15 protein-coding genes and 1 pseudogene are annotated in these 15180 nt (G+C 64.2%); 10 read left to right on the top strand and 6 right to left on the bottom strand.

The window, feature by feature from the left end; all coding sequences use genetic code 11:
* Positions 1-3: 3 nt before the first annotated feature.
* Complete coding sequence (locus M3I54_RS28640) at positions 4-1422, bottom strand: M20 family metallopeptidase (protein WP_254342080.1); 1419 nt, start codon at positions 1420-1422, stop codon at positions 4-6.
* Between the two features lie 134 nt (positions 1423-1556).
* Here M3I54_RS28640 and M3I54_RS28635 point away from each other — a divergent pair, with 134 nt between their 5' ends.
* On the top strand, positions 1557-2465 hold the full coding sequence (locus M3I54_RS28635; protein WP_254342030.1) for a LysR family transcriptional regulator: 909 nt from the start codon (positions 1557-1559) through the stop codon (positions 2463-2465).
* A 6-nt stretch (positions 2466-2471) separates the two neighbouring features.
* Here M3I54_RS28635 and M3I54_RS28630 read toward each other — a convergent pair whose 3' ends face one another.
* From M3I54_RS28630 to M3I54_RS28620, 3 genes are all read right to left on the bottom strand, one after another.
* Positions 2472-3803, bottom strand: coding sequence for a type II toxin-antitoxin system HipA family toxin (locus M3I54_RS28630; RefSeq protein WP_375542225.1), 1332 nt, complete (start codon positions 3801-3803; stop codon positions 2472-2474).
* Positions 3800-4198 (bottom strand): helix-turn-helix transcriptional regulator, encoded by a 399-nt coding sequence (locus M3I54_RS28625; RefSeq protein ID WP_254342029.1) that lies wholly within the window; start codon positions 4196-4198, stop codon positions 3800-3802. The genes M3I54_RS28630 and M3I54_RS28625 overlap by 4 nt, the downstream gene beginning before the upstream one ends.
* A gap of 300 nt (positions 4199-4498) precedes the next feature.
* Complete coding sequence (locus tag M3I54_RS28620; RefSeq protein WP_375542224.1) at positions 4499-5332, bottom strand: NAD-dependent epimerase/dehydratase family protein; 834 nt, start codon at positions 5330-5332, stop codon at positions 4499-4501.
* Between the two features lie 175 nt (positions 5333-5507).
* Between M3I54_RS28620 and M3I54_RS28615 the strand changes: the two genes are divergently transcribed.
* From M3I54_RS28615 to M3I54_RS28595, 5 genes and pseudogenes are all read left to right on the top strand, one after another.
* A complete protein-coding gene (locus tag M3I54_RS28615) occupies positions 5508-6500 on the top strand; it encodes a LacI family DNA-binding transcriptional regulator (RefSeq protein ID WP_254342028.1) in 993 nt (330 codons plus the stop codon).
* 305 nt (positions 6501-6805) lie between these two features.
* Positions 6806-7097, top strand: a pseudogene (locus M3I54_RS28610) (porin); the annotation flags it as partial.
* 70 nt (positions 7098-7167) lie between these two features.
* Positions 7168-8178, top strand: a complete 1011-nt coding sequence (locus tag M3I54_RS28605) for a TRAP transporter substrate-binding protein (RefSeq protein ID WP_254342027.1) — start codon at positions 7168-7170, stop codon at positions 8176-8178.
* 78 nt (positions 8179-8256) lie between these two features.
* Positions 8257-8736, top strand: a complete 480-nt coding sequence (locus M3I54_RS28600) for a TRAP transporter small permease (RefSeq protein ID WP_254342026.1) — start codon at positions 8257-8259, stop codon at positions 8734-8736.
* A 7-nt stretch (positions 8737-8743) separates the two neighbouring features.
* Positions 8744-10096 (top strand): TRAP transporter large permease, encoded by a 1353-nt coding sequence (locus M3I54_RS28595; protein WP_254342025.1) that lies wholly within the window; start codon positions 8744-8746, stop codon positions 10094-10096.
* 68 nt (positions 10097-10164) lie between these two features.
* Here the strand turns inward: M3I54_RS28595 and M3I54_RS28590 are convergent, their stop codons facing one another.
* Positions 10165-11181 (bottom strand): NAD(P)-dependent alcohol dehydrogenase, encoded by a 1017-nt coding sequence (locus tag M3I54_RS28590; protein WP_254342024.1) that lies wholly within the window; start codon positions 11179-11181, stop codon positions 10165-10167.
* 110 nt (positions 11182-11291) lie between these two features.
* Between M3I54_RS28590 and M3I54_RS28585 the strand changes: the two genes are divergently transcribed.
* Both M3I54_RS28585 and M3I54_RS28580 read left to right on the top strand, forming a co-directional pair.
* A complete protein-coding gene (locus M3I54_RS28585) occupies positions 11292-12245 on the top strand; it encodes a LysR family transcriptional regulator (RefSeq protein WP_254342023.1) in 954 nt (317 codons plus the stop codon).
* A 148-nt stretch (positions 12246-12393) separates the two neighbouring features.
* A complete protein-coding gene (locus tag M3I54_RS28580; protein ID WP_254342022.1) occupies positions 12394-13260 on the top strand; it encodes a sugar phosphate isomerase/epimerase in 867 nt (288 codons plus the stop codon).
* Positions 13261-13270: 10 nt separating this feature from the next.
* On the opposite strand, the gene M3I54_RS28575 is transcribed toward M3I54_RS28580, so the two are convergent.
* Complete coding sequence (locus tag M3I54_RS28575; RefSeq protein ID WP_254342021.1) at positions 13271-14335, bottom strand: LacI family DNA-binding transcriptional regulator; 1065 nt, start codon at positions 14333-14335, stop codon at positions 13271-13273.
* 217 nt (positions 14336-14552) lie between these two features.
* Here M3I54_RS28575 and M3I54_RS28570 point away from each other — a divergent pair, with 217 nt between their 5' ends.
* On the top strand, positions 14553-14870 hold the full coding sequence (locus M3I54_RS28570) for a VF_A0006 family four-cysteine protein (protein WP_254342020.1): 318 nt from the start codon (positions 14553-14555) through the stop codon (positions 14868-14870).
* Positions 14871-14985: 115 nt separating this feature from the next.
* Positions 14986-15180, top strand: a 195-nt coding sequence (locus tag M3I54_RS28565; protein ID WP_254336678.1) for a transposase, incomplete at its 3' end; no start/stop codon positions are given.

Here is a 15180-nt window from a genome sequence, read left to right as displayed (position 1 = left end):
TCCTCATGCAAGCGTTGTTGGATGCGGTGCGGGATTGGACGCGCCGGCCTCTCTTGCGCCGAGGTCCCAGAAGAGGCCAGCCATGATGCGCAGACCGTCGCGCACGACCGGGCCGAGCAGGTGCTCGTTCGGCGCGTGCTGCGAGCAGCCTGGATACGAATGCGGCACCCAGAGCGTGGGCATGCCGAGCACCTCGGAGAATACGTCGTTGGGCAGCGTGCCGCCCAGGTTCGGCAGCAGCACCGGGTCGGCTCCCGTGGTCTCGCGCAGCGAGCGCAGCGCCCACTGCACCCAGGCGTTGTCGGGATCGACACGCGTGGCCGGCGCGCCGCGCTCCACCTCGAGTTCGATCATGTCGAAGCCGTGCTCGTCGAGGTGCGCGCGCACGATGTGTTCGAGGTTCTGCCAGTTTGTGCCCACGACGAAGCGGATCTGCATGTAAGCGATGGAGTGCGGCGGAATCGCGTTCACGGGTTTCTCGGGGTTGCCCGTGCGGAACGCAAGCACTTCCAGATTGTTCCAGCCGAACACGCGCTCGGTTGGCGTGAGGCCCGGCTCGCCGTAGTCGCGATCGACCTCGGGCTCGCCCGGATTGCCGCCCACGCGAATATCGGCAAGCGCGCGGCGCACGGATTCCGGAACCGGCGGCGGGCGCAGGCCTTCTACGAGGATCTTGCCGCGCGCGTCGACCATCGAGGCGATCGCGTTCGCGAGCACGACGCCCGGATTGCGCAGCAGGCCGCCCCAGTTGCCCGAATGATGGCCGCCTTCGCGCAGCGTGAGTTCGAGCTTGAAATTGACGAGGCCGCGCGAGCCGAGAAAGATCGTCGGGCGGTGCGCGGAGAGGCGCGGTCCGTCGGAGGCGATCAGCACGTCGGCCGCGAGTTCGTCGCGCAAGCGGGTGCACAGTTCGTGCAGGCCCGGCGAGCCGACTTCCTCGCCCGTTTCGAAGAGCAGCTTGAGGTTGAAGCCGAGCTTGCCGCAGCGCGCGTCGAGCACGGCCTCGAGTGCCGCGAGGTTGATGCTGTGCTGGCCTTTGTTGTCGGCGGTGCCGCGGCCGTACCAGCGCTCTCCGTCGACGGTCACGTCCCACGGCGTGAGGCCCGCGCGCCATTGCGCGTCGTAGCCGCGCACCACGTCGCAGTGACCGTAGCTGAGCACGGTGGGCAGCGCATCGTCTTCGTGGCGGTGGGCAATCAGGAACGGGCCCGCGCCTTTGGCGGGATTCTCGACGACCCGGCAGGTGAAGCCCAGTTGGGTGAGGAGCGGTGTGAGTTCCTCGTCCAGATAGCCGCGCAAACGGCCGCCGCTCTCCGGCTCCTGGCTCTCGGTGCGAAACGCCACGCGGCGGCGCAGATCGTTCAGGAAGCGGCCTGAATCGTATTGACCGGCTGCGGTTTGAATGGCGGTGTCACGGGTCAACATGCGTCTCCGTCTGTATTAGGCCGTCTGAAGCTGTCGAACGATCCTGCAACCGCCGATATTTCTGCACAATTACAATATTTGTGATTTATCTTTGCCGAAACGGCAAAGCGGACGGGACCGCGCTCATCGACATGGACAACACCGCACTGCGCTATTTTCTGGAAGTGGCCCGCAGCGGCTCGCTGAGCAAGGCGTCCGAGCGGCTTTACGTCGCCGTTTCTGCGCTCAGCCGCCAGATCGCCCGGCTCGAAGAGGAACTCGGCACGCCTTTATTCGAACGGCGCCCGCGCGGCATGGTGCTGAGCGAGGCAGGGCGCCTGCTCGCCGAGCACGCCCGGCGCAGCCTGCTCGAAACGGAGCGCGTGGTCGGCGAGATTCGCGGGCTGAGCGAAGGGGGCCGCGCGACGCTACGCATTGCAAGTTCCGAAGGCCTCGCGCCGGATTTTTTGCCGCAGGTGTTCGCGCACTTTCTCAGGACGTATCCGCAAACGCATTTTCAGCTGGACGTCTCGGCGCCTTCTGTTGCGACGCAGCGTGTGCGGGAGGGCACGGCCGATATCGCGCTGTGCTTCAGCCTCGCGCCGGAGAAAGAGATTGCCGTGCACTATTCGCAGCGCGCACCGATATTCGCGCTCATGCGGCGCGATCATCCGCTGGCGGCGCGGGAGTCGCTGTCGTTGCGCGATTTGATCCCGTGGCCGGTCGCCATGAACAGCCAGGGTGTGACGATCCGCCAGCTCCTCGACATCGCGTGCAGCCTCGACGGGTTGATCTTCGAGCCGGTGTTTGTCAGCAACTATCATGTGGCGTTGCAAAGATTCGTACGCCTGACCGATGCCGTGACGTTCACCGGTTTTCTCACCGTGCGCGGCCGTCTCGAAGTGGAGGGGCTTGCCGCCGTGCCGCTCACGAACCCGGAGCTGCATCAGCGCACGCTGCAAATCCAGACAATGGCGGGCCGCACGCTGCCGCAAACCATGCAGGCCTTTCTCGACCTGCTCACGCGCGCGATCGACGACGAGCAGCTTGCGTGCAGCTGATTTCGCCTAAGCGGTAAGCCTCGCGGCGAGCCTGCGCATGCCGGCGAAAACGGCGTCGGCTACGTCTGCGGGGAATTCGGCGGGGATCTGCGCCGAGACGGCTTCGATTACGCGAGGCGTTTGCGCCGCCACCTGCGCGAGCATCGCTTCAACGTCCGCCGCGGCGAATCCCACGCGCTGGCCTTGCGCGATCCAGTGCCGCGGATAGATCTCCTCGACGCGATAGTGCCGGTTGCGTCCGCACACGGCCATCGCAAGGCTCACGCGCTGCGGCGCAATATGATTGCGGCCCCGGCCGACGACAGGATGCGCGCTGAGCACGTCGTAGAGCGGCGTGGCGGCGTACTGGCTGCCGGGGAGCAGCGCGATGCTGTAGTTCTTCGCGTGGCCGTCCGTTGCCGCGAGCAGCCAGAAGACAATTTGCGTGACGAAGAAGTTGCGGCGGTCGGCCGTGGCCTGCGCGGAGCCGTCCAGCACTTGCATGATCGCGTCGATGCCAGGGCCGCCGTCGGCTTCGTATTTGGCGAGGCCGGACGTGCCCGTGGCCTGGCACAGATCCTCCTGGGGCAGGCGCACGATCCATCTGGCGTCGCTGGAAAGACGCCGGTCGAAGCGCTCCACGACCAGCGCCTTCGCGTCCTCGAATTGCGCGATTTCGCACGGCGCGACGGGCAAACCGTAGGCCGCGATGATCTGCGTGCACAGCCACTCGTTTTCCACCGAGGTGCGCATGTCGGCGCGCATGTTGCCGACGAGGCCGAGCGGCAGCTTCAGAATGTGCGTGGTCGGCGTGCTGCCCTGCGGAAGCAGCCACTGCCCGCCATGCCGCAGCAGCGCGGTCTTTTCCTGCGCCCCGGCGATCGACAGCCGCAGGCTGTCCACGGCATCGTGCTCGCCCGCATGCGGCGTGGCGGTGGTTTCGCGCAGCAGTTGCGCGATGTCGCCTTCGCTCAGGGCGCGCCCCTTGATGCTCTTCAGGCTGGCGGGCGCTTCGCCGGCGGGAAGAATCTGCAGCGCGCCCACGCAATCGCGGCCGAGCGCGGCGAGCAACTCGAACGGCGAGGTGCCGCCAGCCTGGTAGCGAGCGGCGATGCGTCTGCGGATGCGGTCGCTGTCCGGCAGCAGATTGTCGAAATAATCCGCGACGATCTGGCCGCGATACGGCTGGTTGCCGGGCGTGAACGGCAGCGAGAGGGAAAGAGGGCGGCCTTGTTCGTCGTCTAGCCAGCTGTCGAGGTACACAAGGCGTTCGTTGCCGCGCACGTTCTCCCAGTAGCCCACCGGGAGGCCGTTCATCCACAGGTCGAGCCGGTTGGGCAGGCGTGGGCGTGCGCTCACCAGTTCTCCCTCGGCTTGCGGGGGGCGGCGGACTGGCGCTGCGGCGCTGCGGCTGCTGGCGTGACGCTGGCGCGCTTGCTGGCGGCCGGGGGCTTGGCCGCGCTCGACATCTTGGCTGCGGCCACAGGGGTTCTCGCCGGGCGGGGCACGGCTTTCGCTGCGACCGGCGCGGCCTTGGCTTCGGGCGCGCCGAGCTTGATTTCGACGTCGACGAGCCGCAAGACCCGAACGAGCCGCTCGACGCTCGCCGCTTCTGGATTCGCCTCGAACGCGGCATAGCTTTGCTGCGAGATGCCGAGCCGCGCGGCGACGTCTTTCTGGGTGAGGCCGGCCTTCTTGCGGAAGCCGACGAGAATCGGGCGCAGTTGGCTCAGGGTCTTGAGAGTGTAGTCCACGGCAACTCCGGGCGGCTCAATGCCGATGCAAACGGCCGATGCAAATGGAAACGCGCGGCAGTCGAATACAGTCTATACGCTGTAAAGCAAAAATACAAATCACAGGCTGTAATTTTAAAATACAGCCTGCAGGTTGTATCCGGCGCCGGGCGCAAGCGGGCGCAAGCGGCCGTGGGCGCGTGGTGCTGGTAAATGTGCAACTAACTGTCAACCGCCGCGTAACACCGCCCAGCCGCTTCGCGGCCAGAGCGGTCGGCCTACAGGCCATCGAGCCGGTCGGCCGCTTTATCAGGAGTCCGATTAGAGTTCAGCGCCTTGCATCGGCTCGCCAAGCACGAACGGGCCGCCCTGATACTGCTGCGCAGCGTCCGCAAGCTCGGCGTTTGGCGCGGCGGCAGGGAAGCGCTCGGCGTACGCCGCCGAGCTGTCGCGCGGCCGGTAGCCCAGGAATCCCGCCTTGCTGTTGTCCCACCAGCTTGCCGGATTGTCCGACACGCCATAGACGATCGCATGACCCACGCGGTTGGTGAACAACGAGCAGCGCACGAGTTCGATGAAGTCGCGATAGCTCAGGAACGTGACGAGCATGCGTGCGTTCTTCGGTTCTTCGAACGACGAACCGATGCGCAGACATACCGTTTCCATGCCGAAGCGATCGAAGTAATAGCGCGACAGCGATTCGCCGAAGCATTTCGTCACGCCGTACAGGCTGTCCGGCCGGTGCGCGGCATCGGTATCGAGCACGCTCGTCACGGGATGGAAGCCCGTGACGTGATTGGAGCTTGCGTAGACGATGCGCTTGATGCCGTGCTTGCGCGCGGCCTCATAGAGGTTGTACGTGCCGCGAATGTTGGCTTCGAGCAGATCGTCGAACGGCGCGTCGATGGAGATGCCACCCAGGTGCACGATCGCATCCACGCCTTCCACGAGTTGCATGACCGCCTCGCGATCCGAGAGGTCGACATGGCGCGTTTCCTCGTGCGGCGCCGCGTCGCCCAGCCCCGTGATGTCGCTGACGCGAACGATGTCGGCCCAGTTCGCGAGCGCGCCGCGCAACTGACGGCCCAGATTGCCGCCCGCGCCCGTAAGAAGAAGGCGACCGAAAGGTTTGGCTGCAAGTGTGTGTTGCGACATCAGGGCTCCCTGGGAATTATTTTGATATTGATTAACGCGAGGAAAACGTTTTCCGAATATAGCCATCGGGAGTCGCAGCGTCAATGGAGGAATACCTGCGGCAAACACAGGGGTTCACCCCAGGTCTGTTTCTGCGACAATGCTCGCCGTCGATCATCCCTGGCGTTGCCAACCTATGAAAAGTGGTTCCCCGACGATTCGCGATGTCGCTGCGATGGCCGGCGTCTCGGTCGCGACGGTATCGAAGTACGTGAACGGCACGCAACGCTTTTCGCCGGCGGTCGAGGCGAAGGTCAAAGACGCCATCGAGCGGCTCGGCTACCGCTCCAATCCGCTTGCGCGCTCGATGATCACGGGGCGCACGCGCACCATCGGCATCGCTATCCTGGACATCGCGAACCCGCACTTCACGAACGTGGTCAAGGGCGCGAATCGCGTGGCGCTCCAGCACGACTACACGCTGCTTCTCGTGGACGCCGAAGAGAATCTCGCGCGCGAGCGCTCGCTCATCGAGGCGCTCGCGCCGCGCGTGGACGGGCTCATCGTCAGCTCGCGCGCTTCCGAGGAAATCGCCAGGTGGACGATGAATCTGGGTAAGCCGGTCGTCATGCTCAGGACCGTGCGCGGGCTCGACATCCCCACCGTCGGTTTCGACAACCGGCTCGCGACTTCCATGCTGGTGCGTCATCTGCTCAATCTCGGGCACCGGCATGTCGCCTATCTGGGGTTCGCCGCGGCGACCATCAACGACGAGCGTATTGCCGGCGCAACCGAGGCGCTGGCCGAGGCCGGCCTCACGCTCGACGTGTACGAGACGCACGCGCCGACCGCCCAGGCGGGCGAGCAGGCCTGTTCGCGGGTGATGCTGGGACCGAAGCGCCCGCAGGCGGTGATCTGCTACAACGACCTTATCGCGCTCGGCTTCATGAAGGAGGCCAGGTCGCTCGGCTTTCGCGTGCCGCAGGACGTCTCGGTCGCCGGCATCGACAACGTGCCCTATGGCGAATATGTAGAGCCGCGCCTGACCACGATCGACGGGCAGAGCGAGCGAATGGGCGAGCTGGCCATGCAAAAGCTCGTCGACGTCCTGGCCGGCCGCGCGGATGTCGAGCAAGTCGTGCTCGAACCCCGCCTCGTCGTGCGCGACTCGACCGTCGCCTGCCGCTGACTCCCTGATCTCTGAACTTCCTGCTCGCTGGCCGCCAATCAACGGCCAGCGGCTTCGTCACGCCTGTTCCGATTCGCCAACTCGCACGCGCCAACGCTGCGCCGCTCCGCGTAACTACCTACTAGCCATTTCGAAAGGAACGCATTAAATTCGAGAAAACGTTTTCCAGAAGTGGCACGCGAAGAACAAAAGGAGATCGGAGAATGGCGGAGAACACGCGCCTTGAATTGCGCTGTTGTCGGGGTGGCGATTGCGGGCGCCGCGCCCGCCTTTGCGCAAAGCAGTGTCGCGCTCTACGGCATCGTCGATACGACTTCGCGACGGGCTACAACACGCGCGCGCAACGCGAACCAACGGCATCACGAGCCGCGCGCAATACCAGCAGTTCAATCTCTCGGAGTACTACACGCTTTCCGGGCGCACGGGACTTTACGCGTTGCAGGCTTTCGGCGTGCAAACGGCAAGACCCTCACGCCGGCAGGCAACGGTACGCAGATCATCAACGCGACCGCGACGATCGGTGACGGCTTCCAGACCACGCCGTCTTCGTCCCGCAGCATGGTCGCAGTCGGTGCAGGCATCATCCACCGGTTCTGAGACACCCGGTTGGCCAGCTAATCAGCCCAAACACGGCTCGAAAACAACTCTTCCATTCTAGGGGCAAGCGATGAAAAAGACCTTTCGCAACTCACGTAGCGCACGCACCGCAAAGACCGCAATGACCGTACTGGCGGCGGCTCTCGCGCTCACCGCGGGCGCCGCGCACGCGCGCGTGTTTCGTGTAGCCGACGTTCACAGCGACACCTTCCCGACCAACATGGCGCTCAAGCACATGGGCGAGGAAATTTCGCAGGCCACGGGCGGCAAGGACTCCATCAAGGTGTTCGGCAACAGCGCACTCGGTTCGGAGAACGATACGATCGATCAGGTGCGCATTGGCGCACTCGATATGGTTCGCGCCAATGGCGCCGCGTTCAACGAGATCGTGCCGGAATCGATGATTCCTTCGCTGCCGTTCCTCTTTCGCGACATCGACCATTTCCGCAAGGTGATGTACGGCCCCGAAGGTCAGAAGATTCTCGACGCGTTCAAGGCCAAGGGCATGATCGCGCTGACGTTCTACGAGAGCGGCGCGCGCTCGATCTACGCGAAGCGTCCGATCAAGTCGCCGGCCGACATGAAAGGCCTGAAGGTGCGCGTGCAGCCGTCTGACCTCATGGTCGACGAAATCAAGGCCATGGGCGGCACGCCCACGCCGATGCCGTTCGCCGAAGTCTATACGGGCCTGAAGACGGGCCTCGTGGACGCAGCGGAAAACAACCTGCCGTCGTACGAGGAAACCAGGCACTACGAAGTGGCGCAGGTGTACTCCGAGACGGACCACGCCATGACGCCTGAAGTGCTCGTGTTCTCGAAGAAGGTATGGGACACGCTCACGCCGCAGGAGCAGGAGATCATCAAGAAGGCCGCAGCCGACTCGGTGCCGTACTACGTGAAGCTCTGGACGGCGCGCGAAGACACGGCGGGCAAGACGGTGGAAAAGGGCGGCGCGAGCATCATTCCGGCTGCGCAGATCGATCGCGCGGCCTTCGTGAAGGCCATGCAGCCGGTCTGGACGAAGTATGAAAAGACGCCCGATATGAAGAAGATCGTGGACGAAATCCAGGCGATTCACTAAAGCCCGGGGCTCCGCGTCGCAAGCGGCGCGGAGTCGAAAAAACGCAGTTGTGCAGGGTGTGCCGTGCAAGGATAGATCATGACTTTCCTGAAACTCCCCAACGATTTACTGTTTCGCCTGCTGACGATCCTGGCCTCTGTCGCGCTCGCCGCGCTGACGGTTCTCGTCTTCTATGGCGTGATCATGCGCTATGTGTTTGAGAACGCACCCGATTTCGTCGAGCCGATCGCGTTGCTGCTGGTGGTCACGATCGCCATGTTCGGCGCCGCGCTGAAGGTACGCGAGCGCGGGCATATCGGTCTCGATTCGCTCGTCAAGAAGCTTTCCCCGCGGGGACAACTGATCGCGGAGGCGTTCCAGCACGTCTGCCTGATCGCGCTTGGCGTGGCGATTTTCTTCGGCTGCCTGCAAATGGCGGAAACGACCATGGATGACCGCATCGCGATTCTCGGCGTGCCGGAAGCGGTGCGCTATGTCATTCCGGTCGTGGCCGGCACCTGCATCGTGCTGTTTTCGCTCGAGCATCTGTTGGCACTGTTCGTACGCAAGGCAAAGTAGGGCAAACATGGAACTCGCAATTCTTTCGCTCAGTTTTTTGGTGCTCCTCGCCGTTGGGGTGCCGGTATCTTTCTCCCTGGGTCTCGCCTGCGTCAGCACGTACCTTTACGAAGGACTGCCGGCCGCTACTGCAATGCAGTCGATGATCTCGGGCATGAACGCGTTTTCGTTTCTCGCGGTGCCGTTCTTCATCTTCTCCGGTGAGTTGATGCTGCACGGTGGCATTGCCGACCGCATCCTGCGCTTCGCCCAGGCCGCCGTGGGGCATTTTCGCGGCGGACTCGGCATGGCCAATGTCGTCGCGTGCACGCTGTTCGGCGGCGTTTCCGGTTCGCCTTCTGCCGATACGTCGGCCATGGGCGGCGTGGTCATTCCGCTCATGAAGCGCGAAGGCTATAGCGCGGCCTACGCCGTCAACGTGACGACGCACTCGTCGCTGGCGGGCGCGCTGATGCCGACCTCGACGAACATGATCATCTACGCGTTCGCGGCGCAAGGCATTACGGGCACGCTGAACGGCCAGCAGATGAGCGGCGTTTCGATTGGCGACCTGCTGTTCTCGGGTCTGCTGCCGGTGTTGTGGGTCATGGGCTTCGTGCTGATTGCCGCGTACTGGCAGGCGCGCCGCTATGGCTATCCGCTCAGCGCGGACGGCTCGACCAAGCTGCAGGTATTTCCCGGCTGGCTCGCCGTGGTGAGGGCGTTTCTCGGTGCCCTGCCCGGGCTGCTCGTGATCGCGATCATTCTCTTCTGCGTGGCGCGGGGCATTGCGACCGCAACAGAAGCGGCCGCGATTGCCGTGGTGTATTCGCTTGCGCTCACCGTGGTCGTGTATCGCTCGATGACGAAGGAGAAGCTGTTCTTCGCCCTCTCGCGCGCGTCCAAGACCACGGGCGTCGTGCTGCTGCTGATCGCGGTGTCGAACATGCTGCGCTATCAGATGGCTTATCTGGAGATTCCGGAGTCCATCGAGCGCGTGCTCGAACATGCCACGACCCTTCCCTGGCTGATGCTTCTCTACATCAACATCATCCAGGTGTTTCTGGGCACGTTCATCGACATGGCGGCGCACATCCTCATCACGACGCCGCTCTTCCTGCCGCTCGCCATGCATAGCGGCGTGGGCCCGGTGCAGTTCGGCATCATGATCCTGCTGAACTGCGCGCTGGGTCTCGTGCATCCGCCAATCGGCTCGGTGCAGTTCATCGGCTGTGCAATTGGCGACGTGTCGATCGGGGAGACGACCAAGGTCGCGTGGCCGTACTATCTGGCGATTTTTAGCGCGGTCAATCTGGTCACCTACTTTCCGTTCTTCTCGACGTGGCTGCCTAGCCTGATCAACGGGCATCCGGTTTTCTGAAGCGACCGGCACATGTAAAGCGAAGCGGGCACCTGGCGTGCCCGCTTCGTTTTTCTGCACACGTGCTGTCAGGCCACGCGTATCACCACCTTGCCGAAGTGCTTGCCGGCTTCCAGCCACGCGTAAGCTTCGGGCGCTTCGTCGAAAGCGAACACGCGATCCACCACGGGGCGAATCTGCTGCGCGGCGACGAAACGCGTGACGTCGTCGAGCATCGTGCGGCTGCCGACCATGATGCCGTGCAGGCGCTTGATGCCGCCGATCACCGAAAGCAGCCCCAGTTCGGGGCCCGCGAAACTCGTCACGCCGCCGATGATCGAAACGAGCCCGCCCATCTTCGCGGCGGCGACCGAGCGCGGCAACGTATCGCGTCCGCCCACCTCTACGACGATATCCGCGCCTTCGCCGCCCGTGAGCCGCAGCACTTCGTCCTGCCATTCGGGGTGCGAACGATAGTTGATCGTCTCGCTCGCCCCTAGCGCGCGGGCGCGTTCGAGCTTCTCGTCGCTCGAAGAGGTGATGATGGTCCGCAATCCCGCCGCGTGGGCGAGCTGCAACGCCCAGATCGACACGCCGCCCGTGCCGAGCAGCACCACGGTCGCGCCAGGGTGCGCCTCGCCATCGGCGAAGATCGCGTTCCAGGCGGTGATGCCAGCGCACGAGATCGTCGCGGCTTCCTCGTAGTTCAGGTGCGCGGGGATCGAAACGAGCGAGGTTTCCGCAGCGACGAAGCGTTCGGCGAGCACACCGTCGAACTGCGCGCCCGCCGACTCGCGCACCTTCCACGGCGCGGGCGCACCGTCCACCCAATGGGGGAAGTAGGTGTTGATCACGCGGTCGCCGGGCTGGAAGCGCGTGACCGCAGCGCCGACTTCGACCACTTCGCCCGCGCCGTCGGCGACCGGCACGAGCGGCGTGTCGCCCAGACCGAGGTAATCGCCGCGCGCGAACATCAGGTCGCGATAGTTGAGCGAGGCCGCGTGAATCTTCACGACCACGTCATGCGGGCCGGGCGCGCGCGGCGTGAAGTCGGTGCGCGCGAGTGCGCCATAGCCGCTGCCGGCCTTCAGTTTCCATGCGTTCATGACTGCTCCAGTACGAGTGGGAGCACCTATGATAGTGTTGCTTGCCAGGCGACATTGGCGAGATTCCGGAGTTTCTTTGTCGCCTAAAAGGATACAAAAGGAGCTGGGAAATGAACGACCGCCTGAGCGGCGTGGCCGAATTCGTGGACGTGGTGGACGCGGGCAGCTTCTCTGCCGCTGGCGAGCGCCTTGGCGTGACGCGCTCGGCGGTCGCGAAGATCGTCGCGCGGCTCGAACAGCGCCTGGGTGTGCGCCTGCTGCAGCGGACCACGCGCAGCTTGAGCCTCACCGACGAGGGGCACGCCTACTACGAGCAGTGCCGCCGCGTGCTGGGCGAACTGAGTGCCGTGGAAGCCGCCTTCGATCACGGGCGGCGCGAGCCTTCGGGACGCTTGCGGATCAGTGCGCCGGTGCTGTTCGGGCGCCAGTGCGTGGCGCCCGTGGTGCGGCGGCTCGTTGAGGAGCATCCGCGTCTGAATGTCGAACTCTCGTTTAGCGACCGCGTGGCCGATCTCATCGAGGACGGCTTCGATCTGGCCGTGCGCATCGGCACGCTGCCCGACCACGGCACGCTCGTCGCGCGCCGGCTTGGTGTGCAGCGGATGGGCATCTGCGCGTCGCCTGCGTATCTCGCGCAACACGGCAAGCCCGCGGACGTCGCCGCGCTCGCCACGCATACCGGCATCGCGTATGGGCGCGCTGGACAGAGCCCGGCGTGGCGTGTGCGCGGCCCCGGCGGCGAAGTCGAGGAGTGCCGGCTCGCGTCGCGGCTGTGCTTCGACGACTTGCTGGCGATTGCCGATGCGGCCGCAGCCGGCGCCGGTCTCGCGTGGCTGCCGTGCTGGCTCATGGGCCCGTATTTGAGCGACGGACGACTCGAACTCGTCATGGACAGCAGGAGCGTAATGGGCGACGAAGTTCACGTCGTGCGGCAGAAGGCGCGGCACATGCCGTCGAAGGTGCGCGTGGCGGTGGATGCGCTCGTCGCCGATATTTCGCGCATGCTCGGCACGGAACAGGACCACACGAACCCGATGGACCACATCGACCTGGACGAAAATTGACGAAATTTCATCAAGGTTTCCGTTGAGCGCGGCAGGCGCGCCGCTTATGTTGGATTCCAGGAAGACGGTGCCGCTCGAAGCACGGCCGACCGGATCAAGGAGACATCGGTGTCGAACACGGAAGCCCTTTAAGACGCAGAACGGAGACATGATGGCGCAACGACTCCTGGTGTTCCAGTCGCTCTGGTCGATGGAACGCCGCCATACCGATGGCTACGAGCGCACGCTCGAAGAAAAGGTGCGGATGATCGCCGAAGCGGGCTTCGACGGCGTGAGCGCGCATTGCACGCAGCGCGAGGACGTGAAGCGCCTCGCGGAACTGCGCAAAACATACGGGCTGGCGGCGGAAGGCCAATGCTTCCCCACGACCGTCGACGACCTGCAGCCGGTGCTCGAACTTGCAACCGAATTCGGCCTGCACCACGTCGACCTTCAGCCCGACGTGCGCCCGCGCACGCAGCGCGAGGCGCTCGCCTTGCTGGACGGCTGGCAGCGGCTGGCCGAGCAGGTGGATATACCGGTCTACATCGAAACGCATCGCGACCGCATGACGACGGACCTGTATTTCACGCTCGATCTGCTCGACGCGCGGCCGGCCCTCAAGCTGCTCGGCGACATTTCGCACTACCTCGTAGGGCGCGAGTTCGCGTGGCCGGTTTCGCAGGAGAATCACGCGCTCATGCATCGCATACTCGACGCTTCGTGGGCGTTTCATGGCCGCGTGGCGAGCCGCGAGCAGGTGCAGATCGAGCTTTCTTTCGCGCCGCACCGCAAATGGGTGGATCTCTTTCTCGACTGGTGGCGCTACGGCTTTCGTTCGTGGCGCAAGCGTGCAAGCGCGGACGACACGCTCGCGTTCACCTGCGAACTGGGGCCGCAGCCTTACGCGATCATCGGGCCGGATGGCAACGACACGACCGACCGCTGGCGCGAATCGTTGCTCATGCGCGACTGGATTCGCGAGTTGTGGCAAGAAGTCGAGAAGGAATCTGCGCGCGATAGCGCCGCGGCTTGAAACCGGACACTCAATGACCCACGCCCAGATACGGATTGCGCCTCACATTCGCCGAGCAAAAAATCCGGAACTCAACTGGCCCCGGAGGCGCGGGCGTTTCGAGCACGCCGCATGCGTTCAGCGCGTGCTGCAATGCCGAGATGACTTGCCCGTCAGGGTCCTGGTCGATGGCGATATCCATCGTCCCCTGTTCGATGTACTGGCGGTGCAGGTCGAGCATTTCATGGCCTGCCCACACGATCTTTCCCGTCGCGCCCACCTTGCGCAACGCGGCCTCGATTCCCGCCGACGCATAGCCGCTGTTGTAGATGCCGACCACGCCGCCGCGCTTGAGTGACTTGAGCACCGCGCGATGGCATTGGTCCACGTCGTCGAGCGTTTCCACGGCATCTTCGTCGCAAACCAGGTGCGGAAACGATTCGGCCAACTGTTCGCGGCACCCGCTGATCCGTTCGATATGCGCGTGATAGTCCTTGCGCGAGCAGATCAGCAGCACGCGGCCCGGCGCTTTTGCCGGGCGCCCGACGAAATAGCCCGCCGTGCGGCCTGCAAGCCGGTTGTCGATGCCCGCGTAATGCACGCGCTCAACCGCGTCGATGTCGGTGACCATCGTCACCACGGCCTCGCCTTGGGCGATGACTGTGCGCAGCGCGTCTCGCACTGCCTCCGTGTCATGCGTCGTGACGATCAATCCCGCGCGCTTGTAGTTTGGACGCAGGATGGCGCGCGTGATCACGTCGTCGTCGGCTTCGGGCAGGAACTGCCGGCGCAGCACGATGCGCCGGTCGAGCATTTGCATGGAGCGCTCGAGGCCCAGCGTCAGCCGCTGGAAAAACGGCGCGCTATTTTGCGGCAGCAGCACGTCGATATGCACGAGCCCGTGATGCGTTTCGGGTAACACGCGCGGCACGCCGAGCTGGCGGGCGGCCGCTACAACACGCGCGCGCATCGCGGCGGACACGCTGGCGCGCTCGTTGAGCACGCGGTCGACCGTGGCGGGGCTCACGCCGGCGGCTTCGGCGATCTCCACGAAACGCGCCGTGCGCTTGCGGCGCGGCGAAGCGGTGTCCGTCATGGGGCGTCTCCATCCGTTAGCAGCAGTATTCCCTCAATCGCATGAGCCTCGTACGAACCTCGCAATACTGAAGTCGTCATGAGACCAATGGCGACTCCCAGGTGGCACTTCCATCAAAGCATGAATGACATCCTTTGATACACTGCTGCGACTGCGAGGCCAGTGTCCACGCCACGCAAACTCACGCAGACAGACGAGAAGCATAATAAGGAACGTCATGGTAAAGAATGGCAGATGGAGTTCCACCCTGCGGACTGCGATCGGCCTGCTGGGCCTCCTGACCGTGCATGCGGCGCTGGCCGATGGTCAGTCGTCCTATGATGACTGTATGCTGGCCGGATTGCGCGACGCCCGCAATGAGGCTGCATCGAACTATATACAGCGTTCATGCTACGCGCTGTATCGAAACGGCGAAATGCTGCTGCCGCGCGAGAAGGCATACCACGAGTGTATCCTGCAGAATATGCCGGGCGCGAGAGAACCGTCCGCGATCTCGCGCATCGCTCAGATCTGCTCCCGGCGGGGGCAGATGTAGAACCGCAATCACAGGCATCATTGCCTCGGCGCCCGCGATGAACCATAAAAAAAGCCCACACGAATGAACTGCACCCCAAAAGTTGGACACCGATCCAACCTTTGGGGTGTTTTTCATGGCGAAGTACACGGAGCAGTTCAAGCGGTCTGTTGTCAAAGACTTGCTGTCAGGCAAAGGCTGCAGCAGTAGGGAAGTGGCACGCCGGCATGGTGTGGACCACGGCACGGTGCGCAAATGGGTAGCCGCCTGGCAGGCGCATGGCAAAGCGGCGTTCAGCAAGAAGTACAGTCATTACGACGCCCGGTTCAAG

It is taken from the genome of Paraburkholderia sp. CNPSo 3274 (genome assembly GCF_024206475.1).
Taxonomy (GTDB): domain Bacteria; phylum Pseudomonadota; class Gammaproteobacteria; order Burkholderiales; family Burkholderiaceae; genus Paraburkholderia.
The sequence above is the reverse complement of the archived record's forward strand: the minus strand, read 5'-3'. Positions and strand labels throughout refer to the sequence as shown.

What these genes read in the sequence shown, in the direction of transcription:
- M3I54_RS28635 (WP_254342030.1), top strand. Translation starts at nt 1,557, where the DNA reads ATGGACAACACCGCACTGCGCTATTTTCTGGAAGTGGCCCGCAGCGGC.
- M3I54_RS28620 (WP_375542224.1), bottom strand. Translation starts at nt 5,332, where the DNA reads ATGTCGCAACACACACTTGCAGCCAAACCTTTCGGTCGCCTTCTTCTT.
- M3I54_RS28615 (WP_254342028.1), top strand. Translation starts at nt 5,508, where the DNA reads ATGAAAAGTGGTTCCCCGACGATTCGCGATGTCGCTGCGATGGCCGGC.
- M3I54_RS28605 (WP_254342027.1), top strand. Translation starts at nt 7,168, where the DNA reads ATGAAAAAGACCTTTCGCAACTCACGTAGCGCACGCACCGCAAAGACC.
- M3I54_RS28600 (WP_254342026.1), top strand. Translation starts at nt 8,257, where the DNA reads ATGACTTTCCTGAAACTCCCCAACGATTTACTGTTTCGCCTGCTGACG.
- M3I54_RS28595 (WP_254342025.1), top strand. Translation starts at nt 8,744, where the DNA reads ATGGAACTCGCAATTCTTTCGCTCAGTTTTTTGGTGCTCCTCGCCGTT.
- M3I54_RS28590 (WP_254342024.1), bottom strand. Translation starts at nt 11,181, where the DNA reads ATGAACGCATGGAAACTGAAGGCCGGCAGCGGCTATGGCGCACTCGCG.
- M3I54_RS28585 (WP_254342023.1), top strand. Translation starts at nt 11,292, where the DNA reads ATGAACGACCGCCTGAGCGGCGTGGCCGAATTCGTGGACGTGGTGGAC.
- M3I54_RS28580 (WP_254342022.1), top strand. Translation starts at nt 12,394, where the DNA reads ATGATGGCGCAACGACTCCTGGTGTTCCAGTCGCTCTGGTCGATGGAA.
- M3I54_RS28575 (WP_254342021.1), bottom strand. Translation starts at nt 14,335, where the DNA reads ATGACGGACACCGCTTCGCCGCGCCGCAAGCGCACGGCGCGTTTCGTG.
- M3I54_RS28570 (WP_254342020.1), top strand. Translation starts at nt 14,553, where the DNA reads ATGGTAAAGAATGGCAGATGGAGTTCCACCCTGCGGACTGCGATCGGC.